The sequence below is a fragment of the Nitrobacter sp. TKz-YC02 genome (assembly GCF_049852135.1).
GTDB lineage: Bacteria > Pseudomonadota > Alphaproteobacteria > Rhizobiales > Xanthobacteraceae > Nitrobacter > Nitrobacter vulgaris.
Genome location: NZ_CP180728.1, coordinates 3261902 through 3287862 on the forward strand (window position 1 = coordinate 3261902; position 25961 = coordinate 3287862).

Annotated in this window: 25 protein-coding genes and 2 pseudogenes; 11 read left to right on the top strand and 16 right to left on the bottom strand. The window is 59.4% G+C overall.

The features are described from left to right. Positions 1-80 precede the first annotated feature (80 nt). From ACM561_RS15685 to ACM561_RS15715, 7 genes and pseudogenes are all read right to left on the bottom strand, one after another. Positions 81-572 carry a pyridoxamine 5'-phosphate oxidase family protein gene (locus ACM561_RS15685; protein WP_425906226.1) on the bottom strand — a complete coding sequence of 164 codons (492 nt, stop codon included), beginning with the start codon at positions 570-572 and terminating at the stop codon, positions 81-83. Between the two features lie 28 nt (positions 573-600). Beyond that, positions 601-673 (bottom strand): annotated as a pseudogene (locus ACM561_RS15690) (PRC-barrel domain-containing protein); the annotation flags it as partial. A 180-nt stretch (positions 674-853) separates the two neighbouring features. After that, a complete protein-coding gene (locus ACM561_RS15695; protein WP_425906228.1) occupies positions 854-1006 on the bottom strand; it encodes a hypothetical protein in 153 nt (50 codons plus the stop codon). A gap of 140 nt (positions 1007-1146) precedes the next feature. Then, positions 1147-2328: an NAD(P)/FAD-dependent oxidoreductase gene (locus tag ACM561_RS15700; protein WP_425906230.1), complete on the bottom strand. Its 1182-nt coding sequence runs from the start codon at positions 2326-2328 to the stop codon at positions 1147-1149. A 3-nt stretch (positions 2329-2331) separates the two neighbouring features. Next, positions 2332-4332, bottom strand: coding sequence for a LodA/GoxA family CTQ-dependent oxidase (locus ACM561_RS15705; protein WP_425906231.1), 2001 nt, complete (start codon positions 4330-4332; stop codon positions 2332-2334). Positions 4333-4449: 117 nt separating this feature from the next. Next, on the bottom strand, positions 4450-4740 hold the full coding sequence (locus tag ACM561_RS15710) for a twin-arginine translocation signal domain-containing protein (protein ID WP_425906233.1): 291 nt from the start codon (positions 4738-4740) through the stop codon (positions 4450-4452). 716 nt (positions 4741-5456) lie between these two features. After that, a complete protein-coding gene (locus tag ACM561_RS15715; RefSeq protein WP_425906235.1) occupies positions 5457-6710 on the bottom strand; it encodes an MFS transporter in 1254 nt (417 codons plus the stop codon). Between the two features lie 454 nt (positions 6711-7164). On the opposite strand from ACM561_RS15715, the gene ACM561_RS15720 reads away from it, so the two are divergent. The 4 genes and pseudogenes from ACM561_RS15720 to ACM561_RS15735 all read left to right on the top strand — a co-directional run bounded on the left by ACM561_RS15720 (position 7165) and on the right by ACM561_RS15735 (position 9454). Next, complete coding sequence (locus ACM561_RS15720) at positions 7165-7524, top strand: PRC-barrel domain-containing protein (RefSeq protein ID WP_425906237.1); 360 nt, start codon at positions 7165-7167, stop codon at positions 7522-7524. 80 nt (positions 7525-7604) lie between these two features. Then, complete coding sequence (locus tag ACM561_RS15725) at positions 7605-7793, top strand: hypothetical protein (protein WP_425906238.1); 189 nt, start codon at positions 7605-7607, stop codon at positions 7791-7793. 105 nt (positions 7794-7898) lie between these two features. Next, positions 7899-8954: pseudogene (locus ACM561_RS15730) on the top strand (type III polyketide synthase); the annotation flags it as partial. After that, entirely contained in the window at positions 8951-9454 is a 504-nt protein-coding gene (locus ACM561_RS15735) for an isoprenylcysteine carboxyl methyltransferase family protein (RefSeq protein WP_425906240.1), read from the top strand. The pseudogene ACM561_RS15730 and the gene ACM561_RS15735, both read left to right, overlap by 4 nt. 221 nt (positions 9455-9675) lie before the next feature. Here the strand turns inward: ACM561_RS15735 and ACM561_RS15740 are convergent, their stop codons facing one another. From ACM561_RS15740 to ACM561_RS15755, 4 genes are all read right to left on the bottom strand, one after another. After that, positions 9676-10326 carry a hypothetical protein gene (locus ACM561_RS15740; RefSeq protein ID WP_425906242.1) on the bottom strand — a complete coding sequence of 217 codons (651 nt, stop codon included), beginning with the start codon at positions 10324-10326 and terminating at the stop codon, positions 9676-9678. Between the two features lie 138 nt (positions 10327-10464). Continuing rightward, positions 10465-10707 carry a hypothetical protein gene (locus ACM561_RS15745; RefSeq protein WP_425906243.1) on the bottom strand — a complete coding sequence of 81 codons (243 nt, stop codon included), beginning with the start codon at positions 10705-10707 and terminating at the stop codon, positions 10465-10467. Between the two features lie 214 nt (positions 10708-10921). Continuing rightward, positions 10922-11107: a hypothetical protein gene (locus ACM561_RS15750; RefSeq protein ID WP_079448241.1), complete on the bottom strand. Its 186-nt coding sequence runs from the start codon at positions 11105-11107 to the stop codon at positions 10922-10924. 139 nt (positions 11108-11246) lie between these two features. Then, a complete protein-coding gene (locus ACM561_RS15755) occupies positions 11247-11828 on the bottom strand; it encodes a YqaA family protein (protein WP_425906246.1) in 582 nt (193 codons plus the stop codon). Positions 11829-12070: 242 nt separating this feature from the next. On the opposite strand from ACM561_RS15755, the gene ACM561_RS15760 reads away from it, so the two are divergent. From ACM561_RS15760 to ACM561_RS15785, 6 genes are all read left to right on the top strand, one after another. Beyond that, on the top strand, positions 12071-13129 hold the full coding sequence (locus ACM561_RS15760) for an ABC transporter substrate-binding protein (protein WP_425906248.1): 1059 nt from the start codon (positions 12071-12073) through the stop codon (positions 13127-13129). A 113-nt stretch (positions 13130-13242) separates the two neighbouring features. Continuing rightward, positions 13243-15015, top strand: a complete 1773-nt coding sequence (locus ACM561_RS15765; RefSeq protein ID WP_425906250.1) for a glucan ABC transporter ATP-binding protein/ permease — start codon at positions 13243-13245, stop codon at positions 15013-15015. A gap of 301 nt (positions 15016-15316) precedes the next feature. Then, the gene (locus ACM561_RS15770; protein WP_425906251.1) at positions 15317-16708 is read left to right on the top strand and encodes a D-alanyl-D-alanine carboxypeptidase family protein; all 1392 of its coding nucleotides are present in this window, start codon (positions 15317-15319) and stop codon (positions 16706-16708) included. A gap of 186 nt (positions 16709-16894) precedes the next feature. After that, positions 16895-18577 (top strand): long-chain fatty acid--CoA ligase, encoded by a 1683-nt coding sequence (locus ACM561_RS15775; protein WP_425906253.1) that lies wholly within the window; start codon positions 16895-16897, stop codon positions 18575-18577. Positions 18578-18625: 48 nt separating this feature from the next. Continuing rightward, positions 18626-19180: a DUF924 family protein gene (locus ACM561_RS15780; protein WP_425906255.1), complete on the top strand. Its 555-nt coding sequence runs from the start codon at positions 18626-18628 to the stop codon at positions 19178-19180. Between the two features lie 180 nt (positions 19181-19360). Continuing rightward, positions 19361-19846, top strand: coding sequence for a peroxiredoxin (locus ACM561_RS15785; protein ID WP_425906257.1), 486 nt, complete (start codon positions 19361-19363; stop codon positions 19844-19846). 132 nt (positions 19847-19978) lie between these two features. On the opposite strand, the gene rnhA is transcribed toward ACM561_RS15785, so the two are convergent. The 3 genes from rnhA to ispH form a co-directional block, all read right to left on the bottom strand. Beyond that, the gene (gene rnhA / locus ACM561_RS15790; RefSeq protein ID WP_079448249.1) at positions 19979-20434 is read right to left on the bottom strand and encodes a ribonuclease HI; all 456 of its coding nucleotides are present in this window, start codon (positions 20432-20434) and stop codon (positions 19979-19981) included. Further along, positions 20431-21411, bottom strand: a complete 981-nt coding sequence (locus tag ACM561_RS15795; RefSeq protein ID WP_425906258.1) for a homoserine kinase — start codon at positions 21409-21411, stop codon at positions 20431-20433. Before ACM561_RS15795 ends, rnhA begins: the two co-directional genes overlap by 4 nt. Positions 21412-21543: 132 nt before the next feature. Then, the gene (ispH, locus tag ACM561_RS15800; protein ID WP_425906260.1) at positions 21544-22506 is read right to left on the bottom strand and encodes a 4-hydroxy-3-methylbut-2-enyl diphosphate reductase; all 963 of its coding nucleotides are present in this window, start codon (positions 22504-22506) and stop codon (positions 21544-21546) included. A gap of 235 nt (positions 22507-22741) precedes the next feature. Here ispH and ACM561_RS15805 point away from each other — a divergent pair, with 235 nt between their 5' ends. After that, positions 22742-23446, top strand: coding sequence for a DUF1013 domain-containing protein (locus tag ACM561_RS15805; RefSeq protein WP_425906261.1), 705 nt, complete (start codon positions 22742-22744; stop codon positions 23444-23446). Positions 23447-23937: 491 nt separating this feature from the next. On the opposite strand, the gene ACM561_RS15810 is transcribed toward ACM561_RS15805, so the two are convergent. Continuing rightward, a complete protein-coding gene (locus tag ACM561_RS15810) occupies positions 23938-24189 on the bottom strand; it encodes a hypothetical protein (RefSeq protein ID WP_425906263.1) in 252 nt (83 codons plus the stop codon). A gap of 619 nt (positions 24190-24808) precedes the next feature. After that, entirely contained in the window at positions 24809-25894 is a 1086-nt protein-coding gene (gene fba, locus ACM561_RS15815; protein WP_079448255.1) for a class II fructose-bisphosphate aldolase, read from the bottom strand. Between the last annotated feature and the right edge of the window lie 67 nt (positions 25895-25961).

Sequence of the window (25961 nt, forward strand, 5' to 3'; positions counted from 1 at the left end):
CCGCTTCGTTCCAACCTAGTTGTATCCGCCGCCCCCCTTCGGCGACCGGCTTCAAACGGTCCATGCGTTTGCATATCAACCTACATCTTGACCGTCACCTTCCGGTTCTCGCCCAGGTTCGGCTTCTTGCCGGTCAACCTCGCCTTGGCGAACTCGAATACAGTCGCGACGCTGCTTGCCGGCCCGTCCCATAATTCCGCATTAGAAGGTTCAATCTGCAACAGGCATACGTTGGGATCGCTCGGTCCTCCCGGCCACCATAATTCATCTGTCTTTCGCCATGCCGCCTTCGTCAGGTCGGCATCGTGGATGATGCAGGCGCGCCCGGTGATTGACAGGTAGGCTTTATCACCCGAGTCGATAAACACGAGGCCAACGTCGGGCCGTGCCTCAATCTCTTCTTCCTTCGGGCTGTGAATATCGGTTACGAAGAAAATCAGGCCAGCGTCGCGGTCAGACCTTGCTTCGAGCGGTCGCGCGCGCAATCCATCAGCAAACTGCGTCGTCAGCATGCAAACGCCAACTTTTTCAATGATGTCCCAGATCCGTTCGATGTCGTTTTTCCTGCTCATGGAGACACCTCTTATAGCTACAAGCCCTCACGCGCTCGACGCTGCCGATTTTGCCCGTCACGGCCGTAGACGGCGGTGCCTTCCACCTTGTCGCTGCCGATAAGAGTTTTTCAATCTGCCATCGTGACCTCTGAATTGAGAAGCTGCGAAACATCAACGCCGCCACTAGCGCTCCGTTCCGGAAAGGCAAGAGGGACGCCAGCACATCGGACTGATCAAACGCGTCCTGACTTGCGCCAACGAGCATGACCTACAGTAAAGACGGCAGATCTACAGCGACGTCAATTTCTGTTGCTGGTGCTATCTATCGCCGCCGGATCAACCGCCCCGCGCTCCGCCTTCTGAACCGCTGAAACCAGCGCGTTGACGCTAACCAAAGCTGCAGCGACTAGAATTGCGGCCAATAGCACCTCAATCTTCATCTCGCTTTTCATACCACTCAACCTTTTGACCCAGATGCGGCCACTGCGCATTGCTCCTTCTGATGTGCGCCGCCGTTGCAAGATTTTAAGGTCGGTTCCAAAAGAAAAAAGTCGCCTGGGCACGAGATCTAGCGACCGGCTTCATTCGCCAGCTATCGCCGACGTTGCCAGAACAGCTGATCGAACCAGCGGAACTGGATGCCATAGTAGAAATCTCGTTGCGACACGTACGTCAGCCAGAGTTGGCGCTGCTGTTGATCGTATCGATGGATGTAGCTATTGCGGCCGTCCAATCCCGCAGCACCCTGCGGAGCGTCCGTCAACGCGTAGTGAATCATATGCCCGGCATGACTCGCCGTCCTGAGCGCCTTGTCGATGCCTTGCGACGACAGCGGATCATAGGCCTGCGCCGCATCACCTACCGCCATCCAGGCGTCGCCGCAAAAGTTTCGTAGTCGCTGGCTGTTGGCCGGCGCTCCCCGGATGATCCCGCAAGGGTGATACCCTCCGGCTTTGAGCAAAGGCGCAATATGCGTCGAACCGTCCAGCAGTTGATCGAAGCCTTGCCGCGACGACGCCAGCCTCGCCGCCGGCAAATCCTTATCGGTGTGCAAAACCACCAGCCGCCAGGTTTCATTGTCTTCGAAGCCGGGCAAGCGATTGCTGTACCACCAGCCGTATGGCGCGGCCTCAATGCGGGTATAACGGTCATCATCACCGCCCGAGCAGGAAAACCATTGCGCATAGGCGAACAGCCGATCGCCATGACTCCGTGTCGGGACACCAAGTATGCGGGCCACGACCGCTTGGCGACCCGAACAGTCGACGAGATAACGGGCGCGATCGTGCCGAATGCCGTTGCGCGAGGTGAGCGCCAGTTGCCAATTGAAATTGCCGCCTTCAATCCGCGTGCAGGACTGGAAACAGACATCCTTGAGCAAGGTTGCACCAGCCGCGACCGCTTTCGTACGCAGCGCCTCATCGAACGCTAGCCGGTCGACGCAGAGGCCATGGCCGGCCGACGCGAAGAAAAAGTCCGCGATCTCGGCCTGTTCGGTTCCCCATAGCGAGATGTTGCCGGCAGTTCTGAAAAGACCAGGAAGTTGCTGCTCGGGACTTTCAGGATCTCCCAGAAAGTGCCTGACCAGCCCCATCGACGTGGGCGGCAGGGACTCGCCAAGCTTGAAGCTGGGCGACGCGCGCTTCTCCACCAACAGGACGCGCTGCCCGTACTTCGCCAGCGTGATGGCGGTTGCAGCCCCCGCGGGTCCGGAACCAACAATGACGACATCCCATGTTGTCCCGGTCGGGTCGAGCAACGGCGCCGACGCCACTGATCATTTGCTCTTGGCGGGCGGCCGATTCAGGGCCGGATCACGCTCTTGTTCGGCGAACACGATCTGACCGTTGGCTCTCAGGAAGCTGCCATCCTCATTCTTGACAGGCAGCACCATCCCCAATCTTGACCAGGCATAAGCCATCTGATGGTAACCATCGGCAGACGAGAGCGGTTCACCGTGTTCATCGTACCCGCGGAACCATTCCTTGTAGGTTCGGGTCTGGCTCTTCCTGTCGTATTCGAAAACGATATCCGGCCGCTGCGTCGGCCACCACGCCACGTTGCACGACCAGAAGTCGCCTTGCCAGGGGCTCGACATGTAGGCGGAGAGCGATCCAGGCTCGATACCCTTGTCGACGCGGAACGCCTCAGCAAAATTTTCCCGATAGAGAATCAGATACGGGAATTCGATCCCCGGGTGGAAACCGCCGCCGATCGTGGGTTCGAGCGCCGAGCTGTCAAGTGCATGCGGCTGCTCGGCCAGCGGCAAGGTCTCAAGCGCAACGGGTTTTGGTGGAGTGCCAACCTCGAAGTCTCCTTCGGCCCATTCTTTCAGGTGATAGAGTTGCCGATCGGTCAGGCTGAGAAACTGATCGGGCAAGCTGAGTCCCAATTGCTCATTCTGTAACGGCTTGCCTCCTGTGCCCCACAGCCTGGGCATCTTTAAAGGTCCTGCGTCGCCCTTGAATTCGTCGTTCTGCCAGCTGGTTGGACGCGCTGGCGGCGGCGGCATCAGGGAATCAACCAGCCGCCCGCGCTTGCCGGGCGCATGCCGCATCAATGCATAGATCATCTGCCGCGTCGGCTTGCTGTCCTCGCTCGGATCCGTGAAAGCGGTCATGTACTCGGCACTGAGCAGGTTGCCCGGCTGCCCCGGACCGTGAGCAGCGTCCTTGGTGTCAGGTGAAACGCCCCCTGCCGCCGCGTTCACCCAGCTGTAGCTAACTGCCTTGGCGAAGATCGGGAAGACATCTCGGTAGAAGTTCGTCTTCTTCCATACGTGGGGGTAAGACTCAGGAAAAGCCTCGTAAACGCGATCCAGAATAGAGACCACATGATACATGTGAGGTGCAAACTTCGGTGGCGCGGTAACGATCCAGGCTCCTGCACGCGGATTCCGCGTTCCTTCGTCCGTCGCTGATTTCACGTTGTCGCGCGTACTCAGTACAGTTCCGTCCTTCAGCATGACGGTGACGTCGATTTCACCACAGCACGTGTCGTCCCACCAACCCGGAATGTTGAAGTAGGCGAACTGGTTCGTCAGCGGATTCTTACCGTCCTCCGGACCGTTCGGAGGGCTCATTGTTTCGCTTGGGTTCGACAACACGACCTTGGGCGTGGTGACACATTCGCCCTTTCCGGGCGCGGGAACGAACAGCAGCCGATCCTTCGAATCCAAACGAAGCTGCCCGAGTTCGATATCCCTGGCGGCCCTGTAAGTGACATCAATTTCTTTCGAAGGATCCTTTGGGGTGAAACCCTCAAACCGCAATTCGCCCGGCAACGTCCCCTTCTCGATGTCCCTGAAAACATCACCTTTCATGATCACTGGTTCGGTCTGCCCCGAGGCGATCGTATGCACCCCCGGATCGATGATCAGCTTGTCGCGTTCGATCGGCTTCATACCGGGCTGGATGGAAGGGTTTCGCAACTTGTCCGGATCGAACAGATATGCGCCCTGAAATGCATAATTCGCCGCTTTCATGTTTCTGACATGAACCCGCCAGCGAACAGATTGTACGACGTCGGAATGGGACGTCAGTTCTGCGACGACCTTCTCGTTGGCGTCGTAAGCATAGATTCGATATCGCTGCGCTTGGCGTTTCAGTCGCGCGCTACTATCGCGGTAGGTTCCACCGTTTGGTCCGGGGCCATTGCTGCCGCCCGGATCGACGACAACGCCCGGCGTTTCTGGCCCGATGTAAAACTCGTCACTGGTGCCCAGACGAGCGATGCCGATACCGGGATGAATGCGAATGCTCTTGATCTTCTCGGCCACAGCTCATTGTCTCCGGAAATCCCTATTGTCGGAAAGAGCACCGGAAACATCAATATCCACGCATCCTCACCTAAAGGAGGATCAAATAATACTTTTGACGGAAGAAATTCGGGTTGCTTAGAGCGATACCTTAACGATTTTCCAATCCAGCAGGTCTGCGGAGGCGACTGCATACCGGTTACCGAAATGTTCGATGTTGGCGTAAGTTCGTCCGTTTGATTGCGAGTAATCCCGTACAGAGAAACCACCGCCGAAGTTGGCCTTGATCGATTTTTCGACCTGCGAGCGGGATGCCAAAGCCGGCGCGCGATTCGTGTTTTCCCCGCTCGCAGCGCTGACGATCCCCGGCAGCAACAGGACAGAGACAGTTGCGCACCCTTTGACAAAATCTCTACGCTTGATGTCCATGATCTGGCCCCCTGCTAAAGGATAATTCGAAATGAGCTGAACGGCTTTAACTTATCTCGGTGGCGTGAGCGCACGACAGAGACACAGTACGACAGAGACATAGAGCGGGTTCAGCGTGGAGCGTGCGTGGGCAAAAAATCACGCCGAAATATGATCGAGATGGTTGCCTTATGCAAGCTAGGTCGTTTCAAGGTATCCGTGTGATCTGCAAAGCACCGCAACCTTAAACAACTGGATCATTTGGGATTTGTACGAATGATGTCGCTGAAGCACATAATCAGCGGCGGAATTCCTCTGAGGCGAAGCGCGCGCAATCTGTTCGCTGCTGAATAGCCTGTATCGAAAGTGGCCGTGTGGCCGGAGAGCCGAACCTTAAAAGGCGCCCGCGGATTTTCCAGAGCGAGTGAGGACTTTCATACCGATCGCATACCGAATACCTGACCGGTCGGCATGCGGAGCAGCGGATGTGCCAAAACCTTAGGAACAGACGCTCTGCCTTAGCGTTCTATGCCATTCATCTCGCATCTGGAGATACCGATAGCCGACGCACAACGCAACGATCGCGGGTCCAGGTTGGGAAGCGATCGCAAGTCAACGATGGCGGAGCGCTTCCTCTCCTACGTCAAACGATTCTGTCCGTATTCAAGTTGAAGGCCCGGCGTGTCCAAAAGGACAGAACCGGGCCTCATCACGTGTCATCCTTTCCGAACCTCACCTCAGTGGGCGGGCGCGGACTCCGCAATCGCGTGAATAGGTTTGACGTTCTTGAAACCCACGCGCGAGAAGGAGACATAGAACGCGGCGATATTCATGAGCGCCCAGATGAAGAAACCCAAAGTGTAACCGCCCATGAGAAATTTGCTGCCGGCGAGGATCGCGGTCATGGTGAAACCGCATGCTGCGCCGGCAGCCTTGGCCAGTCCGCTAACCGCACCGACGTGCACGAAGTACATCGGGATCAGTTTGATGACTGCCGCCGCGGCTGCACCAGACAGTAGCGCAAGCCCGTAAATAGCGAACAGCTCGATGGTCAGCGATATCTGCAAGGCCAGGAGCACCGCCAGCGCCGACATCAATCCAAACATTATGCTTAAGATGCTGAGAACATCGTAACGGTCGGCGAGCCACCCCCCCAATGGTCGAGTAATGGCAACGCAGACCACCAGAATCGGCGTATAGACCGCGACCGCGGTCGTCGCATCCACGCGCCAATGGTCAACCAGATAAGTCGGCATCGTTGACGCGAAGAAAACCAACGTGCCAAACGCAACCCAATAAAGACCGGGAACGAGCCATACGACGATGCCCGAGCGGTAGACGGCGAAGATCTCGCTCATCGACGTATTCTTGAGCACCCGGTTCGGCGGATCAGACGTAAAGAACATGTAGACCGCCGCCATGAACAACGTGGGAATGGCGAATATCGGGAATATCATCCGCCATCCGTCCGGATCATTTTTGTCAAAAACGTTCGTAATCAGGAACGTGACGGCCATCATGCCGACCGTAATCCCGACATTGCCCATAGCAAAAAGGCCAAGGGCGGTTCCCTGTTTCGATTTAGGGTACCAGGACGACACATGGGCATTGCCGACCACGAAACTCGCGCCGCCAAGTCCGAGCATCGTTCCCAAAAACAGGAAGCCGTAATAGCTCTCGGCGAGGGTCCCCAAAATCAGGACCACAGAGAGAGCCACAAGCAAAAGCGTGAAAACCGTCCGGCCGCCGTATTTGTCAGCCCATATGCCGAGCGGAATGCTGATAGCGGCCGCAAAAAGCGGCTCCATCGCAGCGAGGATCAGTACCTGGGTGCTTGTAAAATGATACCACTCGATCAAAAATGGCGCGAGCGCGGAAAACATTCCCCAAATTGCAAAACCGAGGGAGAATGCCGCGGTCGATATCCACAACACCCTTGGGTTACCTGACGGCTCTGCCGCCTGGTTAGCCCCGACATTTGTATTTTCCACGGTCGCTCCTCATCATAACTTCTGTATCGCCGGCGCGACGCCAACTTACCGGGCGACACCAAATGGGGACTCTTGGCGTCGTTATGTCAACTAATTGACATAGTAACTCGCGGCAAGCTTCGCGTCTATCGATTTTCCGAAAAGGCCCAATCAAGGGTCACGCTCATCGCCTGATCACGATGGCGCATGGCCGATCAGGCAGTTCGGTCAGACGCTCGCGCAACCGATGACGACAGAATCGATGGAATGGTCGCCGGGTCCTGCTCCCGCGAACGGCATCCGCTTCACTTGAAAACGCTGTGGCCCGCAGGGCGGAGACTCCTCAAATGCCTTTGGTCCCTGTCGAAAGCAGCTCTCCGTCGAGCTAACCGGTTTTGTTTAGTCCTTCCGGAACACGCCGCTCGGGAACTTTTGGTGCGTTCGACGCTTCTGTTTTCTATCCTGGGAGGATCCCATGACCTTGGAAGAAAACGAAACCAGCAACTTGATCGGCAGCGACAAAGTCGAAGGGACGGCCGTCTTTGGTCCCGACAACGAAAAGATCGGTTCGATCGAGCGGGTTATGATCGAAAAGACAAGCGGCCGTGTTTCGTATGCCGTCTTGAGTTTTGGCGGATTCCTGGGAATCGGCGACGACCATTATCCTTTGCCTTGGCATACCCTGAAATATGACATTCTACTCGGCGGCTATCGGACCGGCGTGACCATCGATCAACTGCAAAGTGCTCCGAAATATCGGGTCGAGAGCAACTGGAATTGGTCAGAGCCGGCGCGAACCAAGGCGGTCGACGACTACTATGCCGCCGGTTTTTAGAAAAACACATTGATCGGAGGAGTTAGGCCCCTGCAGCTTCTATGACCGTCCATCTCATCCACGGCCCGAGGGCGATATGAATGAACGAGTTCGAACAATTGCTTGGTCGTGCGGTTTTGCAGCTCTGGCCTGAACTTACTCGGGATGCTCAGGAACAGATCTTCGAAGCTGCATCAAATGATCCTGACGTCCGGCGCCGTCTGGCCGTTCTGCTCCATGATCAACACCCCAGAACAGCGTTCCCGCTTCAACCCGGTTCGTTGGCCTAGGTGGGCGGAGACGAGATTGCAACAAAATCTCATGCGCACTCGCATAGAGACGCAAGCAGCGTCTGCGCGCATCGCGCATGAGGAGACAATAGGAGCAGGAGCGATGATATGAAACACACGGCCGCTTTGCTTTCAATGGCGACCGGGGTTCCGCCCAATGTGTTTCATCAGTCGCAAATCCTCGACGCGGCGCGTTTCATCTTAGGCTCGCGATACCCACGGTTTGAAACGTTATCCTCGCTCTTCGCCAACACGGGCATCCAGCACCGCTACGGCGTGAAGCCGATTGAATGGTATTGCAAGCCGCGGGGTTGGCCGGAGCGAACTCAAGCCTTTCTGGACGGCGCTGAAGCACTGTTCGTCGAAGTCGCGCAAAAGGCCATGGAGCGGGCCGATCTTGGCGCAACTGACATCGACACTGTCGTTACGGTGTGTTCGACCGGCATCGCCACCCCGACGCTTGAGGCCCGCGTCGCCGGCAGGCTGGGCTTCCGAACGGATGTGTCGCGCGTGCCGGTGTTTGGGCTCGGCTGCGCCGGCGGCGTCGCGGGACTATCCATTGCATCGCGACTGGCACAAGCCCGGCCAGGCACCAACGTGCTCCTCGTGGTCCTCGAACTTTGTACGCTCGCCGTTCGCCACGACGAGCTGACAAAGGCCAATATCGTTGCCGCCAGTCTGTTCGGCGATGGAGCCGCCGCTGTCGTGCTGCGCGCCGGAGATGGCGGCGCGACACATGTCGAGGCGACCGGCGAGTACCTCTGGCCGAACACGCTCGATATTATGGGATGGCGCGTAGACCCCGAAGGATTCGGCGTGATCTTCCAGCGCACGATTCCGGACTTTGTGCTCGCGCACATGAAGCCGGGCGTCACCGCAGTTCTGTCCGGGCTGGGTCTCTCGATCGGAGACATCGACCGCTTCATCTGCCATCCGGGGGGTGCAAAGGTCATCGTCGCGATCGAGCGCGCTTTCTCCCTCGATCAGGGAACTCTCGATCACGAACGAAGCGTCATCGCCGATTACGGCAACATGTCAGCGGCCACCGTCTTGTTTGTACTCGAACGCGCCCGCGCACAGGGCCTGCCCTCGCGGTCGCTTGTGACCTCGCTGGGCCCGGGCTTCACCGCTAGCTGCGTCACGCTACGTCACGCCGCGTGACTCTCGCCGCTCTCATTCTCGCGCTGGTTACAGTGCAGCGGCTAGGCGAACTCATCCTGTCCCGTTACAATACCGCGAGACTATTGGCGCGGGGCGCGATCGAGATCGCGCCTGGTCATTATCCGCTGATCGTCGCGACCCATGCCGCCTGGCTGATCGCATTATGGGCGTGGGGCCGCAATCACGATGTCAACTTCGTCGCCCTTTCGGTTTTCATTCTGCTCCAAGTGTTTCGCCTTTGGGTGCTCACAACCCTCGGACCACGATGGACCACGCGCATCATCGTCTTACCTGATGCGCCGATGGTGACATCGGGACCTTACAGATACTTGTCGCATCCGAACTATGCGATCGTTGTCGCGGAAATCGCAGTGTTACCGCTCGCGCTTCATCTGTATCTGCTGGCGCTTGTCTTCACTGTCCTGAACGCGCTGGTGCTCGGTATCCGCATTCGCGCCGAAACCCGCGCGCTTGCAACGGTACGCGAACGGCGGCCATGATCTGAGCCTCTCCGCTTGTTTGTCCACCATTTTTGGCGGGTCCAATATGCTGGTGAATGGAAAGAAAATGGACATCGGACTGGCAACCGGTCCAGTCCAAGAACGAAAAGAGCGGCTTTGTCTGTCAGACGTCCAGCTTTCGCAACGGGACATAACCGGACGTACGAGTGGTGCTCGGCAAGCCAATTCGACGCCGGCTAGAACATCAATGGCGAACAGCCTCAGATCAGCGAAGCCACCGCCTCCAGCCCGATGATGCGCGCCAGCGCACGCACCTCCTGCTTCTGGTCCTCTCGCAGCCTGGTCAACAACGGCTGGGCCGCGACCTTGATCTGCTCGATCTCACCGGCTCCGAGCGAAGCGTTCTTGCCCGGTGCCGAACGCCGCTCGTGGATTTTATGGGCGGCATCGCGCAATGCGCTTTCCACGGCTGGCCAGTAGGGCTCCTGCCCGGGCGTCAGTCGCAGCCTTCCTTTCAACGCAGCGATCTGCATATCGCTCAACAGCGAATAGTCCTTCTGAATGGACTGGTTTGCAAGTTTAGGTCGGGGACGTGGCAGCGGCGGGTCCTCGATCGGTGGCGTCGACGGCGCAATCTCGGTGTCGAAGGGCTCGGTTGCAACCGCCGGCCGCAGCGATCCTGACAACGTCAGATCGGCGCCAGCGTCAGGCGCCGCGGCCTGAACCGGAAGCCTGTCTGCCTTGCTCTCGCGATTGGCTGCCAGCTCCGTCGGTTCTGATTCTACGGACACTGGAGACGGCGCTGCAACAAACCGGACCATCAGAACGTTGCCGCGGCCGAATATCGCCGCCAGCGCCACCCCCGTGACAACACAGCACGCAAACGCCAGGATCGTCATCGTCCGCGTCAAAAAGGCCTCCGGTTCAGTTCACGAGCGCAGCCGATTGATCCTCACAACTCGATATGAATCAAGACTTGCCTGCGCAAGACCGGGCTGGGCGGCCGATATTCACACGCAATCCGAATCTCGGGACGCGGTGGCCGGCAGTCAGGCTGCCAGAATATAGGCGTCCTGGATGTCGGCAACGAGTTCGGAGACTTCCCAGATTGCATTTGGCGGGATGGCGTTCATGCTGACCGTCCAGTTGGCGCCTCTGTGAGTCTTCGGCGTGCTGACGATGTCGAACTGCACCTCGCGGCACAACGGATGCCTGCCGAACGCCGCGGTCACTCGCGCCTGCAATTCCTGGATGGTCGCCGGTGTTCTTACCGACGCGATGTCGCGTTCCATCGGCCTTATGCCCGCCCGAACGGTATCTGGCCTCTTTCTCGGCAGATACATACCAGTCTCGGACAAGGTGCCTGATAGTGGTTAATGAGGTCTTAACCAACGGAACCGCCCCCAAAGGAGTCCTCTGGTTCCGCTCAGAGCGGACTTGGAACGAACCGCCGGTGGAACACTCCCCACGACGAGTTCACGAGGCTGGCGATGCCGTCCGGCACAATTACTTGGTCCGTTTGAGTTCCTCCAGCACCTCATCGATGGTCGCAAGATGCGTTTCCACGGCTTGGCGAACCAGCGTGTAGGGCTTGGGATCATCCGGGTCGTCCGCCCTTCGAACAACAAAGCCACGTTTGAAGGCCATCGCCCTCGCCTGCCTAAATTTTTCCAGGTCATCATTGACCGTCATCTTATGGCCCTCCCTCCTCCACCGTTAAAAGGCGATCTCGCCCGAAATCGCCGCTCCATCTATTCCAACTCTGCCCTGTTCATCAACGCAAACGCTTCGCGCGCATGCGCTACGCGGCCCTTTGGGTCGGGATGATGCTTCAGATCAAGCGGAATGCGATCACAAATCCCAGAACGATAACGGCAGCACCGATGGACACCCAAAGACCGAGCCGCTTTTCAATTTCGTGGCGAATGGCGTCGCCGAAGCGATCGAGCAGGATCGCGACGATGAAGAAGCGGCCACCCCGGGCGATGATCGAGCACAGGACGAACAACCAGACATCGTATCCGGCGAAACCCGATGTGATGGTGACGAGCTTGTAGGGAATCGGCGTCAGGCCCTTGCCGATGATGATCCACGCGCCCCAATGCGCATACGACGCGCGAAACGCTTCGACCTTGTCGCCAAGTCCATACAGATGAATGAGCCATTGGCCGACCGAATCGTAGAGTAATGCGCCGATCGCATAGCCAAGCACGCCGCCGGCAACCGAGGCGATCGTGCATACGGTCGCGAACAGCCAGGCCCGTTGTGGCCGCGCCAGCGCCATCGGCAGCAACATGACATCGGGCGGCACTGGAAAGAATGAGCTTTCAGCGAAAGCCACTGCGGCCAAAATCCAGAGCGCATAGGGCTTGTCAGCGGCGGCGATGCACCAGTTGTAAGTCCGTCTCAGCATGGCGCGATCAACCATCGCAGAGCCGATTTGTCCATGGCTGATGCGAAGATTCATCGGTACTTGCACAGCGAACTGGAGCCGGCGGTCGACTCACCCATCGGTTCCCGACGGAGTGTAAAAGGCAACTTGAAAGCGCGACATATTGCAGCGGTCATCGCGCATTTAAATTGCCTCTGATAGACTGCAACCGAGTTACGGTCGCGCGTTGCGGCCGCCACAATTGATCCGCCGCAGTATCTTCCATGCAAGTGCGTTCTATCCGTCTCTGGTACGCCCTCCTTGTGCTCGTGAGCGCGGTCGGCGTTGCATACCTCGGCGTTGCGGGCGGCCGGGCCGATGCCGGCGCGCCAACCGAGATCAAATTCTCGCTCGACCGCCCGATCGATGCCGCCGTGGCTCCGGTCATTCTGGCATCGACCAGGGGGCTATTCGGCGCGGAAGGCCTGAATGTCACGACGATGGCCGCCACCGACACGGCGGACGCCATCGCGCGCGTCGCGGTCGGCACGAGCGAACTGGCGCTCGCCGACCTCAACGCCCTGATCCGCTTTCGCGATCAGCCAGGTGTGCGGCCAATTAAGGCGGTGTTCGTGCTGTTCGACAAAACAGCCTACGCCTTCATTGCGCGCAAGAGCCGGGGCATCACCACGCTTGCCGACATCGAGGGCAAGACTGTCGGCGTCTCCGATGGCGATCTTTCCATCAGACTGTGGCCTGCGCTCGCGCGGCGGAACGGATTAAAACTCAAGGCCGTGAAGCTGCAGCAGATCGGCCCCGCCGTTCGTGAACCGATGCTGTCGGCGGGCCAGCTCGACGCCATATCCGGCCTGTCGTACCTGTCGGCGATCGACCTGCGCAATCGCGGTATTCCAGCCGACGATATCGCCGTGCTGCGATTTTCTGACTACGGCTGCGCCGCCTATGGCAAGGCCCTGATCGTCAACCCGGAATTCGCAGCCGACAAGCCGGAAGCGGTGAAGGCATTTGTGCGCGCGGTGATCGCCGGTCTGCGACTTACCATCAGGGAGCCCGCGCTGGCTGTCGATGACGTGCTGGGTCAGATGGCTAGCGGATCACGGGCCGTCGAACTGGAACGCCTGCATGCGGTCCTAAGCGACAACATTCTGACCAGCGAGGTCCGACACAGGGGCATCGGCGGTATCGACCCGGTCCGGTTCGAGACGTTGCTCGACCAGATCGCCGAAAATTTCAAGTTCCGCAATCGTCCGGCGGCCACGGATATTTTTGACAGCAGTTTTTTACCACCGGCCAGCGACCGCAAGATCACGCAGGCCGAGTAAATGGCACGAGGAAGCTGTATTCCACAGCCGGCCCGGCTATAGCGGTTTCGAGCGAACCGGTATCCACTTCGCACGAAAACGCTATAGTGTTGCGATCCACAGAGCCGCTTCCGATGTCGATGGTTCGCCTTTATACGCGCGTTCTTGAGTTGCTTGGCAGAGAAGCGCGGCTTGGCTGGATTTTAGCCGGCGCCAATCTGCTGCTGGCCGGCGCGCAGTTCGCCGAGCCGGTGCTGTTCGGCCGCATCGTCGACGTGCTCTCCGGCAATCCCGCCGCGGGTCCTTTCGGGACAACTTCGACCTCGCCGTGGCCACTGCTGGCGGTTTGGGTGGCCTTCGGCCTCTTCACGATCCTGTGCGGCGTGATCGTGGCCTTGCAGGCCGACCGTCTTTCGCATCGCCAGCGCCAGGCCGTGCTGACGGGCTATTTCGAACACATCATGCAATTGCCGCTCACCTACCATGCCGGCACCCATTCGGGACGGCTGATGAAGGTGATGCTGCAAGGCACGGACGCCCTGTGGCGACTGTGGCTCGGATTCTTCCGCGAGCATTTCGCGGCGATGATGTCGCTCGTAGTACTGCTGCCGCTATCGCTCTATATCAACTGGCGGCTGGCGATCCTGTTGTTCGCGCTCTGCATCGTGTTCACGATGCTGACGACGCTGGTGGTTCGCAGAACCTTCGATATGCAGAACGAGGTGGAGGCGCATTTCAGCGACCTCTCTGCGCGCGCCTCCGACGCCCTCGGTAACGTCGCACTGGTGCAGAGCTTTGTGCGCGTCGATGCCGAGGTTCAAGGTCTGCGGTTCGTCGTCGACAAGCTGCTGGCGGCGCAGATGCCGGTGCTGTCGTGGTGGGCCGTCGTCACCGTGATGACGCGCGCCTCGACCACTATCACCATCCTGGCGATCTTCGCCGTCGGCATCGTGCTGAACCAGCAGGGGATGACATCGGTCGGCGAGATCGTGATGTTCGTGAGCTTCGCCACTATGCTGATCCAGAGGCTCGAGCAAGTGGTAGCCTTCATCAACAGCGTGTTCATGGAGGCGCCGCGGCTCAAGGAGTTCTTCAACGTGCTCGACGCCGTTCCGGCAGTGCGCGACCGTCGCGACGCCGTCGACGCCGGGCGATTGCAGGGACTCATCGAATTCCATGACGTGTCGTTCTCCTATGACGGCAAGCGGCCCGCGGTGGAGGATCTGTCGTTCGTCGCGTTGCCCGGCGAGACCATCGCATTGGTCGGCCCGACCGGCGCCGGCAAGTCCACCGCCGCCGCGCTGCTGCATCGTGCGTTCGATCCGCAGTCCGGCAGCATCAAGATCGATGGCATGGACATCCGCGGCCTGACGCTGACCTCGTTGCGGCGAAACATCGGCGTGGTGTTCCAGGAGGCGCTGCTATTCGACCGCTCGATCGCGGAGAACCTGCGCGTCGGCAAGCCTGACGCCACCGAGGAGGAGATGCGGTTCGCCGCCGAGCGGGCCCAGGCGCTCGACTTCATCGAACGCGGCGAGAAAAAATTCGACACCCATGCCGGCGAGCGCGGGCGAATGCTGTCCGGCGGCGAGCGGCAGCGGCTATCGATTGCCCGCGCGTTGCTGAAGGACCCGCCGATCCTGATCCTCGACGAGGCAACCAGCGCGCTCGACGCCGTGACCGAGGCCAAGGTCAATGCCGCGCTCGACGAGGTGATGAAGGGACGCACGACATTCGTCATCGCGCACCGGCTGTCCACCATCCGCAACGCCACGCGTATTCTGGTTTTCGAGAACGGGCGCGTGATCGAAAACGGAACCTTTGACGAACTGGTGGCGAACGGCGGCCACTTCGCTCAACTTGCGAAAGCGCAATTCATGACGCAGGAGAATACCCCAGCAGGCTAACCATCGTCGCGAACCAGCCAGACCGTCGAAATTCGGCCCCTTTCGTTGGGGAATTAGGCTGCGAGCCATCTGTTCTGGCTTGCCAGGCCGGTATAGATTGGGGCCGCCGCGTCGACGGCGCCCGGACACGCTTGAAACCTAGCACGCATTCCGCAAAAGTGGATACCGGTTTTGCGATCAGAATACGCGCAGTTACTCATTGAGAGCATTTCTTACGGTTAAGTCGGACTCCCCTTAGCCGGAAAATACTCGAGAAGCAGGCCTCCTTGCCAAAGTGAGGTCTCAAAGGACCGGAACGACCGTGCATCCTGCCATCGCCCTGTTTCGTAAATCATTGCCGATCTGGATGATCCTCGTGGCCGGATTGATGGTTGCCATCGCGCCGCTGCGCGCGGCCCAAGCCACCGAAGCGCATCTGCTGATTGAAGCCGACAGCGGCAAGGTGCTGGAGGCCGAGAACGCCACCTATCCCTGGTATCCGGCCTCGGTCACCAAGCTGATGACCGCTTATGTCACGCTGACCGCGGTCAAGCAGGGACGCATCACACTCGACACGCTGTTCGCGGTATCGCCGACCGCGGCCGCGCAGTCGCCTTCGAAAATGGGATTCCGGCCGGGCACGCAGGTCACCGTCGACAACGCGCTGAAGATGATGCTGGTGAAGTCGGCCAACGACATGGCCGTGGTGCTGGCGGAAGGCGTCGGTGGCTCGATCGACGGCTTCTCCGCCGAAATGAACGCGACCGCGCAGCGGCTCGGCATGACGCAGACGAGCTACGTCAACCCTAATGGGCTGCCCGCCGACGGCCAGATCACCTCGGCGCGCGATCTCGCCATTCTCGCACGCGCGATCATTCACGATTTGCCTGAATACGAATATTTCATGCATATCCCCTCGATCCGCTACGGCCGCAGGGTGACACATAACTTCAACAAGCTGATCGGGCGCTTTCCCGGCGCCGACGGCTTCAAGACCGGATTCATCTGCGCGTCCGGCTACAATCTCGTCGGCTCGGCCACGCAGAATGGCAAACGCCTGATCGCAGTGGTGCTCGGCGCGTCGTCAGGCACGATGCGCGCGGTGCGCGTCGCGCAAATGCTGGAGCGCGGCTTCGCCAACAACACGCTGTCGTGGCTGCGTCCGGCGCTCGGCACGGTTGACAATCTGGCGCCGATCGCGGCCGCGCCTCCCAATCTGCGCGATGAAATGTGCGGCCCCAAACGCAAGCATCCTGCCAGCGACGAGGACGACGATGTCGTCGCCAATTCGACAGCCACCGGCAACGCCGTGATGTCGTTCCTTTCGACTGGCGTTCAACCACCGACGTTGCGGCCGGTGGACATGATCGCAGCCGCCCCCGCGCCCTCGGATCCGATCGTTGTCTATACCGGACCGACGCGAACCGGCGCTGCCATCGCCGCAGCAGCAGAAGCCGATGCCGCACGCGATGCTCCGCCAAAAGCCGGTAAGCGCAGCAAGACTGCCCACGGCAAACGCGACGACAACGCCGCGCCGGAAGCCAAAGCTAATGAAAAATTGAAGAACCAAGTCTCGGTAACCATCAACCCCAATTCCACAAAACCTCCAGCCAATACGAAGCCGGCCGCCAGCAAAAAGCCTGATGCGAAGCGCCCCGGTGTCCGGCCAGCTTCCGCCAAGCCGAAAACAGCCGAAGGCAAGTCCAAGCCGTAAACCGCCGCCAGACGCTGGCCGCCAAACCATCGCGGGCCAACCACGCCAAGATAAGCCCCTCGAGCCTGCTGCGGCGGCACATGCGTCGTTATCGCGCAACTGCTTGCCTTGGACAGCCGCCTTGCCCGATATTCCCTGACCACGACATTTTCTCTCCCTTTGAACAAGGATCACCGGGGGCGTCACATGGATCGCATCTGGCTTAGGCAATATCCCGCAGGCGTGCCCGCTGACATCGACGCGTCACAGTACGCTTCGTTGATCAAGTTGCTGGAGGAGAGCTTCGCCAGGTTCAGCGACCGCAAGGCCTTCATCTGCATGGACAAGGCGATAACCTATCGCCAGCTCGACGAGACGTCGCTTGCCCTCGGCGCCTACCTGCAAGGCCGGGGACTGAAAAAGGGCGCTCGCGTCGCGCTGATGATGCCGAACGTCCTGCAATATCCGATTTCGACAGTGGCCGTGCTGCGCGCCGGCTATGTCGTGGTCAACGTCAACCCGCTCTACACGCCGCACGAGCTTGAACATCAGCTCAAGGACTCCGGCGCGGAAGCGATCATCGTGCTGGAGAACTTCGCGTCGACGGTGCAGCAGGTGATCGGTAAAACCGACGTCAGGCACGTCATTATCGGCAGCATGGGCGATCTGCTCGGTTTCAAGGGCGTGATCGTCAACTTCGTTGTTCGCCACGTCAAAAAGATGGTGCCGCCGTCATCAATCCCGGGCGCGGTCAAGTTCAACGACGCCCTTGCCGCGGGGCGCGGCATGACGCTTGCGCGGCCCGAACTCGTGGCTGACGATGTGGCCTTCCTGCAGTATACCGGTGGCACAACCGGCGTCTCGAAGGGCGCGACGCTGCTCCATCGCAACATTCTCGCCAACGTGCTGCAGAACGATGCCTGGCTGCAGCCGGCACTGACGAAGCCGCCGATGATCGATCAGATCTTCATCGTCTGCGCTCTGCCGCTCTATCATATCTTTGCGCTGACAGCGTGCTTCATGCTGGGGATGCGCGCGGGCGGCGTCAATCTGCTGATCCCGAATCCGCGCGACATGCCGGGCCTCGTCAAGGAATTGATGAAGTATCAGATCAACGTCTTCCCGGCGGTGAATACGCTCTACAACGCCCTTCTTAACGCACCCGGCTTCGACCGTGTCGACTTCTCGAAACTCAAGGTGTCGATCGGCGGCGGCATGGCCGTCCAGAAGGTCGTGGCGGAAAGGTGGCTGAAAACGACGGCATGCCCGTTGCTGGAAGGCTACGGCCTTTCGGAAACCTCGCCGACGCTGACCTGCAATCCCGCCGACAGCACCAAATTCTCCGGCTCGATCGGGCTTCCCATGCCCTCGACATACGTCTCCATCCGGGACGATAGCGGCCAGGAAACGCCGCTCGGCGAGCCGGGCGAAATCTGCGCCACCGGTCCACAACTGATGCCTGGCTACTGGAACAGGCCGGACGAGACCGCAAAGGTGATGACGGCGGACGGCTTCTTCCGTACCGGCGACATCGGCATCATGTCCGCGGACGGTTACACCCGGATCGTCGACCGCAAGAAGGACATGATCCTGGTCTCCGGGTTCAATGTCTATCCGAACGAGATTGAGGACGTAATCGCGAGTCATCCGGGCGTGCTGGAATGCGCTGTGGTCGGCGTCAAGGACGAGAAATCGGGTGAGGCGGTGAAGGCTTTCGTGGTGAGGAAGGATCGGAATCTCACATCCGAGGATCTCATCAAGTTCGCGCGGACACAGCTGACGAGCTACAAGGTGCCGAGGCGAATCGAATTCCGCGACACTCTGCCGAAAACCAATGTCGGCAAGATTCTCCGCCGCGCATTGCGCGACGAAGCCAAAGGCCCCGCTTAGAAATCACCTCTCCTGGAGCACAGGGTTCAGGAAAACGCCTGTTCGATCATGAATGACACAAATCTCCCCTCTCCCGCCGATATCCTCGCCTTCTGGCGAGAGGCCGGCATGTCCAAATGGTATATCAAGGACGACGCGTTCGACGCCGAGGTGCGCCGTCGCTTTCAAAGGCTTTGGGAAGCTGCTCAGGATGGCGAACTCAGGGGATGGGAGGAGACCGACGACGGCGCGCTGGCGCTCGTCATCGTGCTCGACCAGTTTCCGCGCAACATGTTCCGCGGCGACGCCCAGACCTTCTCGACCGACGATCAGGCGCTAGCCGTCGCCGTTCGTGCCATTGCGGGCGGCGCCGACACGCGCATAGAGCTCGACCTTGTCGAGTTCCTTTATATGCCCCTCATGCATTCCGAGCGGCTCGCGGATCAAGACCGCCGCATTGAGCTGTTTCGTGCCCGCGGCCGACCGGACAACCTCAAATTCGTGGAAATCCATGCCGACATCATTCGCCGGTTCGGCCGTTTTCCGCATCGCAATCTTGTGCTCGGGCGCACGACGAGCGCCGAAGAGCAGACGTTTCTCGACGCGGGCGGGTTTGCAGGCTAACGCTGTTTTGACTTTGATGGATCAAGGCCTGGGCGTTAGCGTTATATTTGAGACGTTTTCGCGATGTACCCGAAAGCGCGTTATGGAGGTACGGTGAACGGGTAGCCGTTGCTGTTTCGCTGTTGGAATATTGTACCTCCATTCCTCCTCCCCACGCTGCCATTCCATGGAGATTTGACGATGACCATCAAAGTTGGCGACCGCCTGCCCGATGCGACGTTTCGTATCATGACCGAGGACGGGGTCCAGACCAAAAGCACCGGCGACATCTTCAAAGGAAGGAAAGTAGCGTTGTTCGCCGTGCCCGGCGCCTACACAGGTACCTGTCATAAACAGCATCTGCCGAGTATTTTCGCCAGCGCTCGCGCCATCAAGGACAAGGGCGTGGGCGAGATCGCGATCGTCTCGGTCAACGACGTGTTCGTCCTGAGCGCCTGGAAGCGCGATACCGACCAGCGTAACGAAGCGACCTTTCTCGCCGACGGCAACGCCGAGTTCGCCAAGGCGATCGGCATGGAGTTCGATGGGTCTGAGAAGGGCCTCGGCATCCGCTCGAAGCGCTATTCCATGCTGGTCGAAGACGGCGTGGTAAAGAAGCTAAATGTCGAGGACTCGCCCGGCAAGGTCGAGGTCTCCGGCGGAGACACGTTGGTCGGGCAGTTGTAAAAATTGATGTCATGCGCGGGCATAGCCGTTCGAAAAACGGGGTCGCTCCCGTTCGCTATGACCCGCGCATCCATCTTCTTCGTAGGATTTTTGAAATAGATTGCCGGATCAAGTCCGGCAATGATGAGTGACTTACTTCAGCCGCGCCATCGCCACGCCTTCGCGCGCAAGCTGATCGGCGCGCTCGTTCTCGTCATGGCCGGCGTGACCCTTGATCCAGTGCCAGCGCACGTCATGAGGCTTCAGCGCATCGTCGAGCCGCTGCCACAGGTCGGCGTTCTTCACTGGCTTTTTATCGGCGGTACGCCAGCCGTTCCGCTTCCAGTTGTGAATCCAGCCAGTGATGCCTTGTCGCACGTACTGGCTGTCGGTGGTGAGATCGACAAGCGCCGGACGCTTCAGCGCCTCCAGCGCCGAGATCGCCGCCAGCAACTCCATCCGGTTGTTGGTGGTATGCGGTTCGCCACCTTTCAGTTCTTTTTCGATTTCACCGAACCGCAGGATCGCGCCCCAGCCGCCAGGCCCCGGGTTGCCTGAGCAGGCGCCGTCCGTGAAAATCGTGACATGCGGAAGCGCGGGCGAATTCACGCCACCAGCCCCGAGATCGCGACGCCGTAGTCGCGGACGCTGCCGACACGCTGCTGGAAACGCAGCTTGCGGACGTATTCGAGCGGGTCTTTCGGTTTCACCAGCGCGCCGGCGGGCACGTTGAGAAAATCGACCAGCCGCGTCAGCAGAAACCGCAACGCGGCGCCCCGCGCGAGCAAAGGCAACGCTGCCTGTTCGGCCTCCGACAGCGCGCGCTCGCAATTGTAGGCGGCAAGCAGCGCCCGGGCCTTGGTGACGTTGAAGGAATGATCCGGCTCGAAACACCAGGCGTTGAGGCAGATCGCGACGTCATAGGCCAAGAAATCATTGCAAGCGAAATAGAAATCGATCAGCCCCGATAGCCTCTCGCCGAGAAACAGCACGTTATCAGGAAACAGGTCGGCATGGATCACGCCAGCCGGCAGCTTCTCCGGCCAGTGTGCTTCAAGGTGGTCGAGTTCAGCCTTGAGAAAATCGTGCAACCCCTGTTGCACGGTATCGATGCAAGCTCCGGCCTGTTCGAACAGCGGCCGCCAACTGGACACCGACAGCGCATTAGCGCGACTCATGGGGAAATCACCGCCGGCGAGATGCAGCTTCGCTAGCGCAGCGCCAGTCGCGGCGCAATGAGCGACGTTTGGCTTCCGTGGCCACACGCCCTCGAGAAAATCGATGATGGCGGCGGGACGCCCCGCGAGGCGGCCAAGCGTTTCGCCGCCGCGCGCCTTGACCGGTTGCGGACACACGATGCCGTGGGTCGCAAGATGACCCATCAAACCGAGAAAGAACGGCAGGTCGTCGATGGCGACGCGCTTTTCATAGAGCGTCAGGAAAAACGATCCGGAGGTGGTGTGCAGCAGATAGTTGGAGTTCTCGACGCCTTCGGCGATGCCCTTGTAGGACAGCACCTCGCCGATATCGTAGGCTTTCAAAAAATCCGCAAGCTCCTCGGCGGCGACGTCGGTGTAGACCGCCATCTCGTATCCCCGTTCCGGTCCCGGTCGTGCTATAGCGTTTTCAAGCGAGGTGGGTACCGGTTGGCGTGAAGAAAACGCGTCAAATCAGAATCATAGAACCTCGCTTCTGATTCCATCAGAAGCGGAAAGGCCCTAGGCGGCGTCAGGTCGCAGCGAGCGGGGCAGCGGGAAAAACTCGTTTTCTTCCGCAGCCGAAACTGTTTCCACCTCGAGTTCATAGCACGCAGCGAATGCGTCCATGATTTCCTCGACGATGACTTCGGGTGCCGACGCGCCCGCGGTGATGCCAAGACTTCTGATCCCCTCGAACATGTTCCAGTCGAGATCGCTGGCGCGCTGCGCAAGCACGGATACTTTGCAACCCTCGCGCTCGGCAACCTCGCGCAGCCGTTGCGAATTGGAGGAGTTCGGCGCTCCGACCACGATCAGCGCGTCGACCACCGGCGCGACCTTCTTGACGGCCAACTGGCGGTTGGTGGTGGCGTAGCAGATGTCTTCCTTGTGCGGACCATGGATGTCCGGGAAGCGTTGCTTCAGCACCGCCACGATCTCGGCGGTGTCGTCGATGGACAGCGTGGTTTGAGTCACGAAAGCAAGATTACCGGCATCTTTCGGCGTGAATTTCTCGGCGTCCTCGGCGGTTTCGATCAGAGTTACCGCACCCGCTGGCAATTGCCCGACGGTGCCGACAACTTCCGGGTGATGGGAATGCCCGATCAGCAGAATCTCGTGGCCGCGCTTGAAATGGATCGCCGCCTCGCGGTGAACCTTGGTCACGAGAGGACAGGTGGCATCGAGCGAAAAGAAATTGCGCCTCTGAGCGTCTGCAGGAACCGACTTCGGCACGCCATGGGCGGAAAAGACCACCGGCGCCTTGGTGTCGTCGGGGATCTCCGCCAGTTCCTCGACGAAGATCGCTCCCTTGGCGCGAAGGCTATCGACAACATAGCGATTATGGACGATTTCGTGACGCACATAGACCGGCGCGCCATACAGCGTCAGCGCACGTTCCACGGTATCAATCGCCCTGACCACCCCAGCGCAGAAGCCGCGGGGCGAGCAAAGCACGATTTTAAGTTTTGGTTTAGCATTCATGAGGCGATCCGTGCCGAATCACCCCACACCGGCAGGGCGGGAACGGCCAATACTTAAGTGATGACTTTGGACGGCTTTCGGGCGCTGTCAAGGCAGGTTCCGTAAACCAGGGATCGACAGAGCAAACCATTGCGCGGCCGACCTCCAGCAGCATATATAGACCCTAATTCCCGTCATCGTCGATGACCAAAAGGCTTTGCCCTGAGGGGTGGGCAAAGCGCAAAGGAGATTTGCCATGAGCAATTCGCCGCTGATGCCGAAAGCGACTGCCGTGTGGCTCGTCGACAATACCGCGCTGTCGTTCGATCAGGTCGCCGACTTTACCAAGATGCATCCCCTGGAGGTCCGCGCCATCGCTGACGGCGATGCCGCCCAGGGCATCAAGGGCATGGACCCGATCTCCACCGGCCAACTCACCCGCGACGAGATCGAGAAGGGCGAAAAGGACCCGGACTACCGGCTGAAGCTGAGCGAAAGCCGGGTGGTGCTGCCACCGGCAGCCAAGAAAAAGGGACCCCGCTACACTCCGGTGTCACGCCGCCATGAGCGGCCAAGCGCGATCCTCTGGCTCGTGCGCAATCATCCGGAATTGAAGGACGCTCAAATCATGCGTCTGGTAGGCACGACCAAAACCACGATTGCCGCGGTGCGTGACCGCACCCACTGGAACGCCTCGACTCTGACTCCGATGGATCCGGTGACGCTGGGGCTTTGCTCGCAGATCGAGCTCGATTTCGAGGTGCAACGCGCGGCCAAGGAGAAGCCGGCCGATCAGCAGTATGGCGGCGCTACCTTGCTGCCAGCGTCCGAGACCACCCGTCAGGACGGCGAATTCGAGCCTACCGAAAAGCAGCAGGACGATCTCAACGTCGATGCCGTATTCGCCAAGCTAAAGACGATCGGCGGCAAGAAGGCCGAGGAGGAGGAGGACGAGCGCTAACGTTTGTCGCCTCAGCCTTGAAAGGTTCGGATCCAGCGATATGATTGCGGACGCAAACGGTTTCAAACACGGCTTCAATTCTCGTGAAAGTCCGCGACGCCATCCAAGCGATGGTACCAAGAGCTTTCGGGTCACAAATGAAGCGCAATGGCAAAGCACTGGAGCAACTAAAGCGCCATCGGATTTTTGCGACCGAGGTAACGATTCTGTGTCTCTGGATTTCGCTAAATAATTTCTGGAACGCCCTCAGTCAGGGCAGAATATATTATTCGGACCGATTTACTTCTGGCCACTGGATCACAGCACACGACCATCCTGTTGCTTTTGTCTACGCCCTGGTTGCGACGGCTGCAGTTCTTTCTATCGGACTTTTCACGTTTTATGTTGCATGGATTCTGAAATATCGCGACGAACCACGATCCGAGCCCAGTTCGCAGGACGCGAGTTAAGCCGTGACGTTCGTGAGTCCGCTGGCTTAGAAAATCAGTCGGCTACTGCCCGTTCAGCATCCGCTCGGCGAGATCGCGGTGGGTGCGCTCCATCCGATCCGATCGCGTGGCGGCAACGTCACGATTTTTGCGGCAGGCAGTGTAGGCTGCGGATCCTTGGGGTCCGCCCTGCGCTTGGCAATAGCCATCGTCATCGGTCTGGGACAGCGCGTTCGAATTGTGGCGCTCAAGATTAGCGCATCCGCCCAGTGACAGTGCGGCCAGGACGATGGCCGCGTGGCGCGTGGATGTCATTCGTCCTCCCATGATCGTCCCCCGACTGCCAGAGCTTGGAGCATGATCCCGAAAGGTGAGAATCACTTTTGATAAGATCGAGGAGATCATGGTCAAATGAAAGGAACGCTTCAGCCTGATACAATGCGATTGAATGAGACTGAAGCGACTGTTTGAACCCGATTGCGGGGATTGTAAGTCCATCGAATATTTCGGCAGCGATCACATCCTGTTTTTCAGTACTCCCTGAATCTCGGAACCAGACCGATCGTACTCCTTTTCGATGGCGCGAAACCCGGTCGGCACAGTGAAAGAACGCCACCACATTGTGCTGTGAGATCATGCGGCAGCATGGGGCGTGCCGATCGGCTTACCCTCGTATTTTCTCCTGGATATTCAGGGCATTTCCGGGAGAAAGGCTCCGTCGCCATGCAAGACGACGGAGCAGTACATCCGGGGCTGGACGATCGGGAGGATGAATCGTCCTAGTTGGAACCGGATGGAGGCATGTCACGAGGTGCTAGACTGGCCCTCGGGACGTGCGGTCACCGCATGGGAGACGGTGGTGTAGCAATGTTGCGGCGGCAATCGGCCTTCCGGCGGTCAAGCCGGAGGCCGGGCCACGCCAGCCAGGATCGTATCACTCGGCCGCGACGGCTGTTTCACCGATACGCGGATCAAGTTTACCGGTGCGGTAAAGCTTGGCCATTTCAGCCAATGGGATCACCTTGATCTTCGAGGCATTCCCGGCAGTGCCGAACTGCTCGAAACGCTCGCGGCAGAGGTCGCGCATTGCATCCATCGCGGGTTTCAGGAACTTGCGTGGATCGAATTCGCTCTTGTTGCTGGCCGCGACTTTCCGGAATACCGCAGTCATGGCCAGACGGCAGTCGGTGTCGATATTGACCTTGCGAACGCCATGCTTGATTCCGCGAACGATTTCCTCGACTGGCACGCCCCAAGTCTGCGGCATCTCGCCACCGAACTTGTTGAACTCGTCCTGCAGATGTTGCGGTACCGAGGACGAGCCGTGCATCACCAGATGCGTATTGGGAAGGCGGCGATGGATTTCCTCGACCACCTTCATGGCCAGAATGTCGCCATCAGGCTTCCGCGAGAACTTATAGGCGCCGTGTGAGGTGCCCATCGCGATCGCCAGAGCGTCGACCTTGGTCGCGCGGACGAAATCGACGGCCTGATCCGGATCGGTCAGCAATTGATCGTGGCTGACCGGCCCTTCGATGCCGTGCCCGTCCTCCTGCTCGCCGCCGCCGTGTTCGAGCGAGCCAAGCACGCCCAGTTCGCCTTCCACAGAGGCGCCGACCCAGTGCGCCAAGTCAACGACGCGGCGGGTGATGTCGACGTTATATTCGTAGTCCGCTGCGGTCTTGGCGTCGGCCTTGAGCGAGCCGTCCATCATGACCGAGGTGAAACCGTACTTGATCGCGGTCGCACAGGTCGACTCCTCGTTGCCGTGATCCTGATGCATGCACAGCGGAATATGCGGATACATCTGGTCCAGCGCGTCGATCATGTTCGCGAGCATGATGTCGTTGGCGTAGGAGCGCGCGCCCCGCGAAGCCTGCATGATGACCGGCGCATCGACGGCGGCCGCAGCCTCCATGATGGCAAGCCCCTGCTCCATATTGTTGATATTGAACGCTGGCACGCCGTAGCCGTGCTCTGCAGCGTGATCCAGCAACTGTCTCAAAGTTATGCGTGCCATGTCGGTTCCCTCCCCATCTGGCTATCGTGAAAAGATGTCGCGTTTAGCGCGATCGTATTGTTGGCCA